Source organism: Paenibacillus wynnii, assembly GCF_030812855.1.
Lineage (GTDB): Bacteria > Bacillota > Bacilli > Paenibacillales > Paenibacillaceae > Paenibacillus_AQ > Paenibacillus_AQ wynnii_A.
Genome location: NZ_JAUSTK010000032.1, coordinates 15,888 through 33,078 on the forward strand (window position 1 = coordinate 15,888; position 17,191 = coordinate 33,078).

The following is a 17,191-nucleotide window of genomic DNA, read 5'->3' on the forward strand; positions in this document are numbered from 1 at the left end:
CACCATCTACTGTGTAATGATTGTCTTGGGGAGGGCGGAGCACCATGTTTCACTGGGGAGTCAAACTGCTAAATGATATCAAAATACGGAATAAGCTGCTGCTTTCTTTTCTGCTCATTACAATGCTGCCAGTATCGATCGTTGGCGCCTATCTAACACTGGAAATGAGATCCATGGCATTTGAAAATGCTATTGAGCAGGCATCCATTAACGTAGACCGGGTCAAAAAAAGAACCGAAGAAGTAATCGGCGTATCCCAGGACATATCTTATCGGCTGTCGAACGATGCCAGGTTAAAGAGACTGGCTGTCCGTCGATATGAAAGTATATATGATGTAGTTCAGGCTTATCAGAATTATCCCGATATACGTGAGTATTTAAGATTATATAAAGAAGTATCCAATATACGTATGTATCTGGATAATAAAACACTGCTGAACAACTGGGAGCTATTGAATCCTTCAGAAGAGATCAAGGCAAGCGATTGGTACCAGAGAGGTCAGAAGTCAGATAGTATGGTCGGATGGGAGTATATTGAGGATGAGCGCGATCATCGTAAATACCTGAGTCTTACCCGTAAAATCGAGCTCGAGGGCCTTAATAAAACAGGTCTGCTCGTAATTAATGTAAATAGCGCTCAACTGCGGTCCATTCTGAATCAGGAATCCTTCGAGACGTTAATCGTAGATGATCAGAATAATATTATCGCGGCTAACCGTACGGAGTTGACCGGAAAAAAACTGGCCGACATATCATTTGATAATGAAATTTTGGGTCAGGGCAACGGTAGTTATGAAGCAAAGGTAGACGGCAAGGATTCCAAAATATTAATTGAAGAATTAACACCGGAGTCGAGTCGGAACAGTCTGCGGATTATCTCCGTTTTTTCAATCGAGAGTATTGTAAAGGAACCCAATCAGATTATCCGGCTTGCGCTGATGGTAATCATAATAAGTGTAGTATTGGCTTTCTTATTGGTATACAGTTTTTCATCGTTATTTTCTAGACGCTTGTTAAGACTTAGCAAACATATCAACCGTGTTGGAGCGGGTGATTTCGATACGACGCTGCAAATCGATGGCAAAGATGAAATTGGGCTGCTTGCCCGTCAATTCAATTCCATGGTACGCAGTATCAATGATTTGATGTATGAAGTTCAGAAGTCTAACAATCAGAATATCCTTTTGGAGCAGAAGCAGAACGACATTCGCTTTAAAATGCTGGCCAGCCAGATTAATCCCCACTTCCTATTCAACGCTTTGGAGTCCATCCGAATGGAGGCCCACATGAATGGACAGACGGAGATTGCTCGTGTAGTCCGTCTTCTTGGGAAAATGATGCGCAGTAATCTGGAAGTAGGCAAGAGCAAGATTCCGTTAAAACAAGAGCTTGAAATGGTTCGCTGTTATTTAGATATTCAGCAATTTCGTTATGAGGAGCGGCTTCAATATCAATTTAATGTAGACCCTGCAACAGAGAGTCTCTATATGCCGCCGTTAATTATACAGCCTTTGGTCGAGAATGCAGTCATCCATGGACTGGATAACAAAATGGAAGGATCGTTTGTAACGGTGGATATACAAAAAATTGATGGACATGCCCATTTCACCATCAGAGACAACGGTGTCGGGATCACCCAGGAAAGGCTCGAACAGGTAAGAACAACCTTGAACAAGCAGGAAGAGGAGGAAGGTGACCGAATTGGATTACGGAATGTCCATGACCGGTTGAAGTTATCCTACGGTGAACAATACGGACTGAACATCGAGAGCTATGGAAATGATGGCACGTATATCACTTTCCGCATCCCGATGAAGGAGGGCAATATATGATCAAAGTACTGATTGTTGATGATGAGCCGAAGCTGCGGGAAGGGCTGCGAACTCTTATTCCTTGGGAAAAGCATGGATTTACAGTAGTAGCTACTGCGGCTAACGGTTTACAGGCTTTGGAAAAATATCACACCTATTATCCAGAGCTGATGGTAGTGGATATTCGTATGCCGGGTATGGACGGTTTGGAGTTGATAGGTGAGTTGCGGGAAGAGGGATCAGGATGTCATGTGCTTATATTAAGTGGACATGCCGATTTTGATTATGCCAAGAAAGCCATAGTCCATCGAGTGGATGGTTATCTATTGAAGCCGGTGGATGAAGAAGAAATGATCTCTTATCTGGAGCAGCTTCGGGAGGTAATCGCACAGGAGGATCGATACAGCCAGTGGTATGAGGATGAACCGGCCAGAAACAGAGAGGCCATGCTTCGATCGTTACTAGTACGGGCAGAAGGGGAGTCGGACCTTAAGAAGTATACTTCGGCTCTTGAATTGGATTCTGGAAGCTGTGAAGTGGTGCTGATTGAGCTTCTGGAAACGGGAAACGCCACGGAGGAGCAGACCGCGGGGATTAGGGGGATCCTGGAGCAGCATTTTTTGAAAAAGGGAACAGGACATTTCTTCAACATACCGCCGTATATGGGGGTTTTGTTAAAAGAGCCGCTGCTGCAGGAGTCTGACAGATTAGAATTATACGGGGAACTCTCAGCAATCATGATCAAGGAGAATTACAAGTTCAATATAGCCGCAGGCGGGTCTGTGTCCCAGGCGGAGGCTGCTTTTGTGTCCTACACTGCGGCTCAGGAGTTGTTGAAGCGGGCTTTTTTCTTCCCAAAAGACACTATAATCAGCCCTGAGTCCACATCCCTTTCAGATCTGCGTAAAGATGCGCTTAACCAACCGGAAGAATTTAGTGAAAATGCCGAAACCCGTCTGCTGCTAGCGGTAGAGACAGGGAGCACCGCTGTTATTGAAGCTCTGGTAAAGGAAAAAGTCTATGAACTGGTGGCTGAGAATACGGATGAGCAGCGGATCAAGGAGAGTTTTGTCCGTCTCTTGAGCACTGTGCTGGCCCGTCTTGAGCCAGCCTATCCGGAAATTCGCAGCTATGCAGCAGAGCACTCCCCTCCGATAGGGGAGCTGTACCATAGTTATTATCTGAGTGATTTGCAGGAGCAGGCGATTGCTTTTCTGGAAGAAATAGCGGGTCAAATGAACATCGGCGGGCGGGGAAATGAGATTAAGAAAATTACCGAGCTTATTCAGCGCCGGTATAACGAGAACCTGAAGCTGGAGACTTTATCCGAACTCTTCAATTACAATAGTGCTTATTTGGGGGAAATGTTCAAGAGCACCACGGGAGAGTATTTCAATACCTACGTGGATAAGGTCAGAATCGAGAAGGCCAAGCAGTTTTTGACCCAAGGAATGAAGGTTTATGAGGTAGCAGAGAAGGTGGGTTATATGAATCCGGATTATTTTAACGCTAAATTCCGTAAATATGTCGGGGTATCTCCAACATCCTATCGCAAAAGCACATAACTATGAAATTGGATACGATAATATTTAAGGCTCAGGCGTCACTACCGTGAAGATTTGGACTTCCGGCCGCTGTTGTAGTAAGACTTTCTTTGATTTAACCCGCTTTTAGCGGTTGAAATCCGGATACAGCTTATGCTTTCGAAGCGAGCTTTCCTACGGAAAGCTTTCGGGCGGTCGCTATCGCTCCTACAGTTCCAAACTTCCCTTTCGTTCCTTTTCGCTTTTTGTTATTATCTTTTGTTCAGCTTATATAAAAAGGGCATTCCAAGGATATTCTCTGGAATGTCCTTTTTATGCTTTCACTCATCTTCTCAACCCAGCTGAAAAAGGAGCGTAGAGAAATTTTGGAGTTGGAGAAGCGCAGCGTTCGCCTTTATCCTCGAATTTCTACCGCAAATATATAGAGAGAACTTAATAACTAAACAAAAAGGCAAAGGTAACGAAGAGGAATTTTTGGAACTGGAGGAGCGGTAGCGTCCGCCTTTGTCTCCGGATTTCATCCGCGAACAGCGGTTTAATCAAGAAATCGGGAGACAACAGCGGCCGGAAGTCCAAACATTCATCGTAGTTACAAACTCACCCAAATGGTAAAATCTTAAGTTCAATTTATATAGCGGTTCAAATCAGAAAATTCGAGGATAACAGCGATCGGTAGTCCAAATATTTCTTGCAGCGACTGTCCCAGCTGTTACGCCCCACTCAAAATCTCTAATTTTGATCTGATTTCATGTCAAATTTGTAGGGTACTGGAATCGCTTTCAGAACCTTAAAATTAGGACATAGAGAGGAGGGGGCTTTATGAAAGCGGCAACAAATTTGCAAGATTTACCTACCAAAAAGTCGTCTTCAGGACGGGCTTGGAAAACCTTGAAAAATCAAAAGTACTTATGGATGATGTCAATTCCCTTCGTCATTTGGGTGTTTGTATTCAGTTATCTTCCGCTATGGGGATGGACAATGGCTTTTCAGAAGTACAAGCCGGCAAAGGGGTTCTTCGAGCAGGATTGGGTCGGATTTGACCATTTCAAAACGCTCTTTGCGGATGAAACGTTTTTCCTTGCCTTACGCAACACCTTAGTGATGAGTGGTATGGGCCTCGTAGCAGGATTTATATTTCCGATTACGTTTGCTATTTTACTCAATGAGGTAAGATTAGGCTTTTTCAAAAGATTCGCGCAGACGATTTCGTATTTGCCTCACTTTGTATCCTGGGTAGTAGCAGCAGGTATTGTAACTAAAATGCTATCCGGTGACAACGGTCTGATTAACGATATGTTATTAGGATTAGGATTCATTGAAACACCCATTCAGTTTATGGCACAAGGCCACCTCTTCTGGGGAATTGTTACTTTATCGGATGTGTGGAAAGAAACCGGATGGAACGCGATTATATATCTGGCGGCCATTGCGGGGATCGGACCGGAGCTGTATGAAGCTGCTCGTGTGGACGGCGCCAGCCGGTTACGGCAGGTATGGCATATCACATTGCCAGGTATTCGCCCAACCATCATCGTGCTGCTCATCATGTCTATCGGGAATTTACTTAACATCGGTTTCGAGAAGCAATTTTTGTTAGGAAATAACTTAGTGACCGATTACTCTCAAGTGCTTGACCTTTATTCTTTGAAATACGGTCTGGGCATGGGACGTTATTCATTCGGTACTGCGATTAATATATTCAACTCGGTTATCAGTGTAATCCTGTTGTTCACTATCAACGGAATCTTCAAACGTACTACTAAAGAAAGTCTTCTCTAGAAAGGGGGCGCGGTTATGGATAGCTCTACATTCGCCAGCCGTAAGTCATGGTCCGACCGGATTTTTGATATCATCGTTTATCTTGTCGTAACGTTCGTTGTTATAGTGACGGTTTATCCGTTCCTCAATGTACTAGCCATTTCATTGAATGATTCAATAGATAGCGTACGTGGCGGAATTACGATTATCCCGCGGGAATTTACTTGGGATAACTACGTTAAGATCTTTTCCTTCAGCGGTTTGATTACCGGCTTCAAAATTTCAGCCTTGCGTACAATACTCGGCACATTGCTTGGTTTGCTGACTGCCTCCATGCTGGCGTTTACTATTGCCCGTGAAGATTTTCAGGGTCGCAAATTTGTTTCCACCTTTCTGGCACTGACTATGTATGTTTCTGGCGGATTAATTCCAACATACATGCTGATGCGGGACTTGCACTTAATGAATACCTTCGCTGTCTATATTCTTCCCGGCGCGGTTAGTGCCTTTAACGTATTCATTATTCGTTCCTTTATCGACGGTATCCCTTATGCACTACAGGAATCTGCTAAGCTGGATGGTGCCAATGACTTTACCATCTACTGGCGGGTCATCCTGCCGCTAGCCAAGCCGGCACTGGCTACCATTGCATTATTCCTTGCTGTAGGGCAATGGAATGCATGGTTTGATACCTACTTGTATAACGGTTCTAATGAAGCGTTAACGACATTGCAGTTTGAACTGATGAAGGTGCTCCAGAGCACCACAACAGGTAATGGTGGAGACTATCGTTCCAAAATTGTATCCGCTGCAACGAATCAGGTATCACCGGAATCGATCAAAATGGCGATTACCATTGTCGTCACAGTCCCTATCTTGATCGTTTATCCTTTCCTGCAGAATTACTTCGTGAAAGGTATGACACTTGGAGCAGTAAAAAGCTAATTCTTACCCTAGGCTATCCGTGGTAATTTCTTCTGCGGATAGCCGCCATATGGTATCTACAGGAGTTCCTGTTGTTATACAATAGATATATCAATCGAGGAGGGTTTACATGATGTCAAGCAAGAGAAGCAGTAAGACTAAAGCTTCGGCATGGCTTTTGGTTTCTACATTAATGCTCAGTATGTTGGCGGGTTGTGGAGGAAATAATGCTGCGAACACAGGAAATACAACGGATACTAACACCAATACTGCGAACAGCGGCACCAATACGGAAAAAGAAGATCTGACACCGGTTACATTCTCATTCTTTAGTGCAGATCCAAGTCCGAACTGGACAGGAATGCAAGATGAGACAGGTAAAGTGATCACAGAAAAAACCGGCGTAACTCTAGATGCTGAATTTGCTGTAGGAGATCCTGCTCAAAAGGTTGCACTAATAGCTTCAAGTGGTGAATATCCTGACCTTATCAGTGCAAAGGCCGATATTTCCAAGATGGTAGATGCAGGCGCAATGGTTGATCTTACAGAACTGATTGATAAATATGCTCCTAATATTAAAAAGGTACTTGGCGAAGATAACTTGAAACGTGCCCGTTACAGCAATGAAGATAAAGCGATTTATGCTATCCCTACTTATTCAGCTGTAGATCAGCAATACTTTAATGCTGGCGGCGGTTTTGAACTTCAGCACCGTGCAGTAAAAGAAGCAGGATACCCACCAATTAAAACAGTTAAAGATTATGAAAACGTAATCAAATCTTATCTGGACAAACATCCTACAGATGAGAATGGAAATAAAAACATCGGATTGACCCTGAACGCTGATGACTGGATGATGTATATCACCGTTACTAACCCAGCCTTTACCACTACGGGTTCCCCTGATGATGGAGAATACGCAATCGATGTGGATACTCAAGAAGTAACTTATCACTTCCGTCGTCCTGAAGAGAAAGAGTACTTCCGTTGGTTGAACCACATGAACGATATTGGTTTGCTGGATCCAGAAAGTTTCGTACAAAAGACTGACCAATACAAATCTAAAATTGCTACAGGCCGTGTAATTGGCTTGATTGACCAAGACTGGTCTTATGGTGATGGTGAAAAAGCACTTAAAACTGCTGGTAAATTCGATCAAGGTTATGGACACTATCCTGTAACCCTGTCTGAAGAATACAAAGAAACATCTTTCTGGCCTACAGGCTTCATGGCTGGAAATGGTGTAGGTATCTCAACGGATTGTGAAGATCCAATTCGTGCAATCAAGTTCTTAGATTACCTTGCATCCGATGAAGGACAGGTTCTGCTCAACTGGGGTATTGAAGGTAAACAGTATAACGTTGAGAACGGCAAACGTGTAATTCCTGAAGATGTTAACAATCGTATTGTTAATGATGCAACAAACTTTGCAAAAGAAACAGGTATCGGTCTTTACAACTTGTTGTCTGTTCACTATGGTGACGGTGTTAAAGATTCTACTGACAACTACTACACAACAAAATTCCCTGAACAAATTAGTTCCCAATTCAATGCTGTTGAGAAAGAAACTCTAGCTGCGTACAAGGTTGATACATGGAGAGGTCTGTTCCCTAAAGAAGACGAATTCAAAGTTAAACCTTGGGGTGCGGCTTGGAACATTCCAGTTCCTGGAGAAAGCGAGATTGTTGTACTGGACAACAAGCTGAAAGATATTACGTGGAAACGTATTCCAGAAGCTATTCTTTCTAAACCAGCAGAATTCGATAAAATTTGGGATGCTTATATGGCTGACCTGGAGAAAGCTGATGTAGAAAAAGCAGAAGATCTGCGTGAAGAACTGGTTAAAGAGCGTGTAAAACTGTGGACTGAATAATTAAAGAGGTATGGTTGTAAATTGTAAATAGTAGCGGGAAGTTCGAGCGAAAGCCCGGGCTTCCCGCTAACTTTCGTTTATACGCCTGGAGGTGTACATGTGTTAGATAAGGTCAAGGGGAGTAGTAAGCTGCTATGGTATGACAAACCAGCCGAAGTTTGGGAAGAGGCATTGCCACTGGGCAATGGCCGTCTCGGAGGTATGGTATTTGGCGGAGTAGGTCAGGAAGTGATTCAGCTTAACGAGGATACGTTATGGTCTGGATTTCCACGGGATACGGGAAATTATGAAGCATTACGGCATTTGGAGTCGGCCAGAAAGCTTGTTGCGGAAGGAAATTACAGCCAAGCCGAGGCTTTAATTGAAGCTAAAATGCTTGGTAGAAGAACTGAATCTTATCAGCCTCTCGGAGATCTGCGAATTTCGATCCAGACTGAAGAATATGAATTAGGCAGCTATCATCGGGAGCTGGATTTGGATACGGCGATCGTCTCAACGCATTATGAAATAGCTGGAATGCAAATAGAGCGTGAGTCTTTCATTAGTAGACCTGACGGAGTGCTGGTTGTACGAATTCGAGCAGATAAAGGTTATCTGCCTATCATCACCGCAGACTTGTCATCCTTGCATCCCTATAGCCTTGGCAACAGCGGTGCATCTCTCCTAATGAGGGGCCGTGCCCCCTCTCATGTGGCTGATAATTATGTAGGGGATCACCCAAGGGCAGTATTGTATGAATCGGACCGCGGACTGCAATTTGCGTCCTGTCTGGAAGCCCGTTTGGAGAGTGGGACACTCGTTGTTGAGGAAGGGCGCATCATTATTACCGGAGCACGTTCTGTTATCTTCTTATTGGCAGCAGCTACGGATTATGAAGGATTTGATGTGATGCCGGGATCGGGAGCGGTTGTCCCTTCAGCAATTTGTCTGAATCAGCTATCAAGCGCTCCTTACAAGTATAGTGAGCTGCGGAAACGGCATATCGCAGATCATCAAACCTTGTTTCAGCGGGTTGAACTGGAGCTGGATGATAAATCGGGCACAGCGGGTGCCCAGAGTGAAAGCTTGCCGACCAATCTACGACTGGAGCGATATAAAGCTGGCTCTGATGACCCGAGTTTAGAGGCATTATTGTTCCATTACGGACGTTATCTGATGATTGCCGGCTCCAGACCAGGGACTCAGGCGCTTAACTTGCAAGGGATCTGGAATCCACATCTTCAGCCCCCTTGGAACAGCAATTACACGACAAATATCAATACGGAAATGAACTACTGGCCTGCTGAGAGCTGTGGGCTGGGAGAATGTCACGAACCGCTTCTGGATTTAATCTCTGAGCTCAGTATTGCAGGTAGCCGAACGGCTGCCGTGTATTATGGCGCCCGCGGCTGGGCGGTTCATCACAACACAGACCTGTGGCGGATGTCCTCCCCGTCAGACGGCAAGGCCATGTGGGCTTTTTGGCCAATGGGAGGAGTATGGCTGTCCAGACACTTATGGGAACGGTATGCTTTTCGCCCGGATCAGGATTATTTGCGGGACAAGGCTTATCCCTTGTTAAAGGGAGCGGCATTGTTCTGCTTGGATTGGTTAGTAGAACGTCCGGATGGATTCTTGACCACGGGGCTGTCCACCTCACCTGAGAATGTATTTTTGACATCACAGGGTACCCCTTGCAGTGTATCTGCCGGTTCAGCGATGGATATGTCTTTGATTAACGAACTATTTACTCATTGTATAAAATCCGCTGAAATATTGGGCACGGATGATGATTTCCGGGAAACGTTGAAACAGAAGAAAGAAAGGTTAGCCTTCCCGGGGATCGCTCCAGATGGTCGGTTACGGGAATGGAATGAGGATTTCACCGAACAGGAAGTCGGGCACCGGCATGTGTCTCATTTGTATGATTTATATCCGGGTCATGTTATATGTCCACAGGCAACACCAGTGCTGGCGGCAGCCGCATCGTTGACGCTGCAGAAACGGTTGGAAGCGGGTAGTGGGCATACAGGCTGGAGTGCAGCTTGGCTGCTTAACCTGTACGCAAGGCTTTCGGATTCTGCAAGCGCTTATGGCTGCATTCGGCGTATTCTTTCTGCAGCAAGCTTACCGAATTTGTTCGGTAATCACCCCCCTTTTCAAATTGATGGGAACTTCGGGGTGACCGCAGGAATTGCGGAGATGCTGCTCCAGAGTCACCAAGGGAACATCCGTCTTCTGCCGGCTTTGCCTAAACAATGGAATAATGGCAAGGTCAAAGGCTTGGTGGGTCGAGGGGGATTCACGGTGGATATCGAGTGGCATGAAGGCAGACTAGTGCAGGCTGAATTAACTTCAACCCACGGTTGCTCATGTAACCTGCATTATGATTTCCCGGTAATTCTGCAAACACCAAGCGGATCAACAATAAAGATCGTGAAAGATACAGAGTTCCCAACAAAGGTTGGAGAGACTTATATCGTTACACCTCAGTAGGCCTCTCCACTACCAAAGTCTGGCTAAAATTGGCTGGCTTGTTAGCGAATAAATATAGGTTCATAAGAATATCAATAGTATAGTAGAGCTGTTTTATCAGTAGAATGTTTACTGGTAAGGCAGCTTTTTTGTATAGTTGGATTGATAATGATTAGGTGTGCATGTAGGACCACGCGGGGAAAACTATTCAAAGGGGGGAATTACCCCTGTAAAAATCCAGCTCAACACCAGAATCGTGTTTGACAAGTGACGAGAAGGACTGAAATCCTTTACGCCCAACAGAGGGGTTTTCTCCCTCTATTTCTGCATTAGGCACCCTGTTTGGCCAATTAGATGGAATTTCGCCCGCTAATTTTGAGGATATTTCTCGGCGGAGGTAGTCAGTGAAATAGATGTATTTTATACACTTATTTCAGGCTTTTGGTGCTCGTATGGATGGATAGATGTACTTTGTGCAACTAAAAACACGGAAAACGCCGGTTAAAACCCGGAATATCAAAAATAAGTGTATAAAGTGCAATTAAGCACCCCACAGTGTGCTAAGAGAGAAATATAATTGTACTTTGTGCAACTATACATATATATATTGAAAACCAAGACATACCCTAGGAGCTACTTCTACTCTCATACACAAACTTCTTGATGCTACCTCTTTGGAGCAGGGATAATTTCCCTATAATCTCAAATTAATTGCCTTTCGGTCGGTATTAGCGGGCATTTTCCCCTCTAATCGTCGAGGGACTGGTCCGCAACTCGGATTCGTCTACCTGTAGGGCGTAGTTGCCCCAAACCCGGTGAAACATCAGGGGTAGTTAGATGGAAATCGGTCCCGGTACAGTGACGTAAACAGTAAGTCAAGCACTGATTTCGAGAAAGAGCCAGAATTCCCTCTAAAGGCCGAATAAAAGATCTTAAAAATTAAAGATATTTATGTAGCTAAGCTGAAGGACCGATATTAATATTAAGGTACAAAGGAACAATAATTTGTGAACATCATCTCTTACTTAGTAATCAGCAGGAGGAATTAATATATATATGAGGAAAATACGCTTAACGCTGGTTAAGAGCATATTAACCGGAGTACTGGTCGCTGCTGCTATCCCCCCAACTCTGTATTGGGGCTGGGATTATGCTTATGCTTCCGCTGCTGCAAGTCCGGCAGCCCTTCACTCCGTAAATGAAATGACCGGTAAGCTGACCCATGCCATGAACAACCGTAATGAGACGATTATCTTCACCTATGAAGGTAACACTGTGAATCTGAAGTCACAGGTTCAAGCTGCCCTAGACAAGAGTATGGAGAGCGATTATTACCTGCATTATATAGTAGACAGCTATGCTTTTTCATACCGGGGCAGTAGCAAGTCAGCAAAGGTTACGGTAGAAATTAAATATTTGGAGAGCCTGCAGCAGACTGCTTACGTTACTAAGGAAGTTAAGGCTGCTCTGAGTAAGATTATAAAACCGGGAATGAATAATCACGAGAAAGTAAGGGTTATTCACGATTGGGTAGTTCTTCATTTGAAATATGATAACTCGTACCGTAAATATACGGCTTATGAAGGTCTGCAAAGCGGGAGCGCCGTATGTCAGGGTTATTCGCTTTTAACGTATAAGATGCTGAAGGAAGCAGGAATTAACAACAGGATCGTGGAGGGAACAGCCCGACCGGAAGGAGCTCGGAGTCAATCCCATGCCTGGAATCTGGTGCAGCTGGATGGACGATGGTATCACATGGATACCACCTGGGATGACCCTTCACCGGATCAGGCAGGCGTAGTCAGCACGGCATACTACTTGCGGACGGATAACCAGATGAGGGCAGACCATACCTGGAACAAACCTTACCCTGCAGCATCGGTGGCCTATCATCTAACACTGTCTGAGCTTATAAAGAATGGCGGAGAGAAGAAGAACTTCTATCTAAATCTGCAGCAGCAGCTTAATTACGGATTATATGATGAAGCGAAGGTGGTCACTTCCGCAGCGGGGATTTTGACATTGGCTAAGGAAGCGGTGAATTCGGGGGAAGATTCAGTTCTGTTTCGGTACCGGGGGAACAAGGTTTTGCTGAAGAACGACCTTAAGAAGCTTTATGAATTGGGCTTGGATAACTTGTCCTATACCAGCTCTGCATTTGATAATACAGGTGACCTCAAAGTATATGTAACCTGGAAATAATGCCATATAAACATAGAGGGGGTATCCCATAGCCATACAACTGGCTGCTGGGATACCCCCTGTTTATCGTGTAACTATATAAGGTGAATAAAAGAAAATAACAAAAAGCGAAAAGGAACGAAAGGGAAATCTGGATACAACAGCGGCCGGAAGTCCAAATCTTCACGGTAGTGACACCTGAGCCTTAAGTTAATATCTTAAGTTCATCTTATATAGAAATCTAGTCGACGTTTGTACTTAAATCGCATTGATCCAATGGAACAATACTGCTTTTTCTGAACCAACGATAGCCAAACCAGATTAACATGAACAACGGTAGGCTGATGTAAGAGACAAGGATACCATACCAGTCAATGGAATCCCCGGTGAAGGCTCCGAGATTCTGGCCGAATACGGCGATCAGACATAGTATAAAGGCGAAGATTGGTCCAAACGGGAACCATTTGGCGCGGTATGGCAGCTCAGAAAGTGAATGACCCTGTGCTACAAATGCTTTACGGAAGCGATAGTGACAGACCGCAATTCCTAACCAGTTGATGAACCCGCACATGCCGGAAGCATTCAGCAGCCAGTTGTAGACAGCTCCATCTCCGAAGAACGAGGCAAGGAACGCCAACATACCTACAGCGGTTGTTACCAATAAGGCTCCAACAGGAACGCCTCGGCTGTTAAGCTTACCTAATGCTCTCGGCGCCATACCATCTTTAGCCATGGCATAAAGTACTCGTGTGGAGGCATACATTCCGGAGTTACCAGCCGATAATACAGAACTAAGAATTACGGCATTCATTACTGAAGCTGCGATAGCCAGACCGGCTTTGTTGAACACGATGGTGAACGGGCTTACCCCGATGGCATCAATACCGCCGCGCAACAGATCCGGATTCGTGTAAGGAATCAACATGCCGATTACAAAAATGGCCAGGATATAAAAAACTAAGATGCGCCAGAAAACCTGACGTATTGCGATGGGAACGTTACGGCGTGGATTCTCACTCTCACCAGCAGCAACGCCGACCAGTTCGGTACCTTGGAAGGAGAAACCGGCAGCCATAAAGACGCCGACGAAGGCAAAGAAGCCTCCATGGAAAGAACTGCCTCCCAAAGTGAAATTGCTGAAGCCTACTGATTTACCACCCATGATGCCGAAGATCATCAGTACCCCCACAACCAGAAAGACAATTACGGTAATAATCTTGATAATAGCGAACCAATACTCCGACTCACCGTATCCTCGAGCTGACAGGAAATTGAGGCCAAACATAAGTAGCAGGAACACCAGACTCCATAGGAATGATGGACTGTCCGGGAACCAGTATTTAATAATTACAGTAGCAGCTGCCAGCTCTGCAGCAATAGTAACGGCCCAGTTATACCAGAAGTTCCAACCGATGGCGAAGCCGAAGGCAGGACTCACAAAGCGGGTTCCGTAAGTACTGAAGGACCCGGAATCCGGTAAATAGGTTGCCAGTTCCCCCAGACTTGTCATTAAAAAGTAAACCATAATACCTACAGCCGAGAAGGCCAGAAGAGCGCCACCGGGTCCGGACGAGGCGATTGCACCGCCACTGGCCAGGAAAAGTCCTGTCCCAATCGAGCCGCCGAGGGCGATCATTGTTAAATGCCGTGCTTTAAAGGTCTTTCTTAATCCCGGTTGATTATCAATGCTGCTTGGAGCATTGTTTTTCTGGTTGCCTTGCATGAATGTACACTCCTTCTATTTGATTGTATTTCTGTTCATGAACGGGGAGTGCAGAACGCAAAAAAAACCGCAGACTGTATCTGCGGCGTCTATAATTAGAGCTCCGCATCATACTCTCCCTGTGAAGATAGCGCAACACGCAGTCAGCTTGGATAAGGTGACAACGTGACAGTTCCGTCCCTTTCGGTAACGGCCCCAGCCCACGCCGCTGCAAGAACGGCGGCACAGGCTTCGGCAAATATTCCTTTCAGCAGCGGATCATAGACGGCTCTTAACGTCTCCCCGTGCATACTCTTAATATTCGCGACCTCTACCTCATCGTAGGTATGATGAGGCTATCTTTACTTCATCGTTAATAAACACAACAAAAAATAGTATAAATCAAGTTACGATTTCAGGCAATAACAATTAATGGCACATTGATGTTATTTATGGCGGTGCTCCGACATTTGCTGCCAGACAGTTCCGGCGGCTTCTTCTCCCGAGGCGATACGCTCTAAGGCCATCTTAGCCTGCAGTCCGACTTCGAACTCAGGGTCCTCTGCTGCAACACTCAGGGCTCCTTCCGCCTCAGAGGTACCTACTTCATAGAGGAAGCGTGCGGCTCGCCAGCGGACAAGCTTGCTGTTGTCCGCAAGTGCTGTGATCATCACCGGCGTAGCGGCTGGATCACCGATATCCGATAACGTATCGCCAGCAGTCCGCCTTACGGCGGGTGCGCTGTCCGTCATCGCCTCGAAGAGCAACTCCAGCGCCTCGGGCGTGCGCAGATCGCCCAGATACACGACCGCAAGCCTGCGAATATGCAGCTTGGGGTCGCGGAGCGCCGTACGAAGCTGCGGTAGCAGCTCCGGCGTAGGCGCCAGATCCTCCAGCGCGGCATAACGCACGCGCCAGTCGGCGTCCTGGAGATCCTGCAGCAGCTCATCGCGTTCCCGCTTATGCCGCTGCTCGACGAACTCGCCCTGCGCGCCGTGCGCAATGGCTTGCTGCACAAGGGAGTCGAGGCGTTCCTGCGGATACGCCGCTTCAAGCTCCTGCTCCACCTCGCGGGCGATCTCTGCCGGATCGCCGTAACGTACGCCGTAATCGGTCAGCTTGCGCTCCTTGATCATTACGGCGCTGGCTACATCCGTTACTGCCTTGGTGAAGCGGGAGGAGAGGGCGATTCGTTCCTCATTGGCTCCGGTCTTGACGCGGATCTGCATAGGAATCGCCCGGAACATTTGTACAAATACCGCAGCCTCCCCGAAATGAGCTCCCGCATGCTCATCGGTCAGGCTCCAATCATCGTTTAGACCGGTTGCTCCACCGAACCGGGATTGCACCTCTCTAAGAATCGCGGCCCAGTCCGCGTTTCCTTTCCGTTCCAGAGCCGCGAAGTCAGCAGCGTGAAAAATACTGGTAACCCCAGGGATATTCAGCATTTCCTGCGCCCAGGACGGGGCAGATCGCTGACTTTCCGGTGTGTAGGTTCTACGGATTCCCGGTTCCAGACTTTCGTCCAGATGAAGCTTCATCGTATTGGGACTTGGAGTCGGTTCAATAAAAGTAATCTTCATACGCGCATAACTCCCCCTTAAACGGTAGTAGGTACCGCTGTCTTTACCCGCATTTTACATCATACTCAGCGCTAAACACAAAAGAGGGCAGACTCATTTTTCGCTTAATTATCGTTTGGAATGGGTAAAACCTGTACTGAGAAGGTAGCGAATTAGGCAGAATCTAAAAAAAGGGCGCACAAATATATCAGTACAAGGATATTTTACTGAGTAGACTGCCGATAAATAGAGTAACAGTATATTTTACCTGCCAGCACATAGTGTTTACAGGTAAGTCCTATAAGGAGAGAATCCAAATGGCAAGAATACGTTACGACAATATCGATAATGTCAGCACAGATAAAACGCTCAAGGAATTCCGCCAGTGGCGTGAGGAACGCCGGAAAAAGAAAAAAGACTATTCCTATGTCGTGCCCAATATCCCGCCGCAGTTGTCATTTTTAGCGGAGAACCGACTGGATACCACTGTTACATGGGTCGGACATTCCACCTTTTTTCTTCAATATGAAGGGCTGAATATTATCACTGACCCCATTTGGGCCCGAAGACTGGGCTTTGAGAAAAGATTGGGTGAACCTGGTCTGCCTATTGCAGAAGTTCCGCATGTTGATTTAATTCTGATCTCGCATTCCCATTATGATCATATGCATATCGCTTCTATACGAAAGCTGTACCGCGCGGGAACCACTTTAATTGTTCCGGTGGGACTCAAAAGAAAGTTGATGCGTAAAGGGTTCCGCAACTGCATAGAGATGCAATGGTGGGAGACGATTACGGTGGGGAATATCAAGCTCTCCTTTGTCCCTACTCAGCATTGGACGCGGCGAACCCCCTTTGATACCAATACCTCTCATTGGGGAGGGTTTATTATGGAGCCGGCAATGCGGGGGCAGCATCCTGAAGGATCTGGAGGACATGGAAAACACAAACTGCCTCCCAATCTGTATTTTGCCGGAGACAGCGGTTATTTCCCCGGGTTTAAGGAAATTGGTCAACGCTTTAAGATCCACGTAGCTCTGATGCCAATTGGCGCCTACGAGCCGGAGTGGTTCATGACCTCGCAGCATGTCAATCCTGAGGAAGCTGTTCAGGCCTTTCTTGATGTAGGTGCCGAGACCATGATTCCTATGCATTACGGCACGTTCAGACTTGCGGATGACACGGCTCGGGAAGCACTGGATCGGATGGAGCAAGCGAGGGAGAATCATGGAATTGCTGCGGACAGGATCAAGATTCTAAGCTACGGCGAGACATTAGTAGTACATCCCGAGAGCAGGAGAGCGGAACAGTAGGATATTGGAATGAAAAAGAGCTTGCAAATGCCTTGCATAGCAGGCATTTATGCAGGTTTTTGTGATATA

10 protein-coding genes and 1 riboswitch are annotated in these 17,191 nt (G+C 46.1%); of the genes, 8 read left to right on the top strand and 2 right to left on the bottom strand.

Annotated elements, in window-relative coordinates:
* Nucleotides 1–44 precede the first annotated feature (44 nt).
* From J2T20_RS21980 to J2T20_RS22010, 7 genes are all read left to right on the top strand, one after another.
* Entirely contained in the window at nt 45–1,832 is a 1,788-nt protein-coding gene (locus J2T20_RS21980) for a sensor histidine kinase (protein ID WP_307591571.1), read from the top strand.
* Nucleotides 1,829–3,376, top strand: a complete 1,548-nt coding sequence (locus tag J2T20_RS21985) for a response regulator transcription factor (RefSeq protein WP_307591573.1) — start codon at nt 1,829–1,831, stop codon at nt 3,374–3,376. The genes J2T20_RS21980 and J2T20_RS21985 overlap by 4 nt, the downstream gene beginning before the upstream one ends.
* A 798-nt stretch (nt 3,377–4,174) precedes the next feature.
* Complete coding sequence (locus J2T20_RS21990; RefSeq protein ID WP_307591575.1) at nt 4,175–5,134, top strand: ABC transporter permease; 960 nt, start codon at nt 4,175–4,177, stop codon at nt 5,132–5,134.
* Between the two features lie 15 nt (nt 5,135–5,149).
* Nucleotides 5,150–6,058, top strand: a complete 909-nt coding sequence (locus tag J2T20_RS21995; RefSeq protein ID WP_307591577.1) for a carbohydrate ABC transporter permease — start codon at nt 5,150–5,152, stop codon at nt 6,056–6,058.
* Between the two features lie 109 nt (nt 6,059–6,167).
* Nucleotides 6,168–7,910: an ABC transporter substrate-binding protein gene (locus J2T20_RS22000; protein ID WP_307591579.1), complete on the top strand. Its 1,743-nt coding sequence runs from the start codon at nt 6,168–6,170 to the stop codon at nt 7,908–7,910.
* 99 nt (nt 7,911–8,009) lie between these two features.
* Entirely contained in the window at nt 8,010–10,385 is a 2,376-nt protein-coding gene (locus J2T20_RS22005; protein ID WP_307591581.1) for a glycoside hydrolase family 95 protein, read from the top strand.
* A 1,035-nt stretch (nt 10,386–11,420) separates the two neighbouring features.
* Nucleotides 11,421–12,566, top strand: a complete 1,146-nt coding sequence (locus J2T20_RS22010) for a transglutaminase domain-containing protein (RefSeq protein ID WP_307591583.1) — start codon at nt 11,421–11,423, stop codon at nt 12,564–12,566.
* A 220-nt stretch (nt 12,567–12,786) separates the two neighbouring features.
* Here J2T20_RS22010 and J2T20_RS22015 read toward each other — a convergent pair whose 3' ends face one another.
* Together J2T20_RS22015 and J2T20_RS22020 are read right to left on the bottom strand one after the other, a co-directional pair.
* Nucleotides 12,787–14,268 (bottom strand): amino acid permease, encoded by a 1,482-nt coding sequence (locus J2T20_RS22015; RefSeq protein ID WP_307591585.1) that lies wholly within the window; start codon nt 14,266–14,268, stop codon nt 12,787–12,789.
* A 120-nt stretch (nt 14,269–14,388) separates the two neighbouring features.
* Nucleotides 14,389–14,589, bottom strand: a riboswitch (Lysine riboswitch).
* Between the two features lie 104 nt (nt 14,590–14,693).
* Nucleotides 14,694–15,830: a virulence factor gene (locus J2T20_RS22020; RefSeq protein WP_307591587.1), complete on the bottom strand. Its 1,137-nt coding sequence runs from the start codon at nt 15,828–15,830 to the stop codon at nt 14,694–14,696.
* A 296-nt stretch (nt 15,831–16,126) separates the two neighbouring features.
* Here J2T20_RS22020 and J2T20_RS22025 point away from each other — a divergent pair, with 296 nt between their 5' ends.
* Nucleotides 16,127–17,122, top strand: coding sequence for an MBL fold metallo-hydrolase (locus J2T20_RS22025; RefSeq protein WP_307591589.1), 996 nt, complete (start codon nt 16,127–16,129; stop codon nt 17,120–17,122).
* Nucleotides 17,123–17,191: the final 69 nt, after the last annotated feature.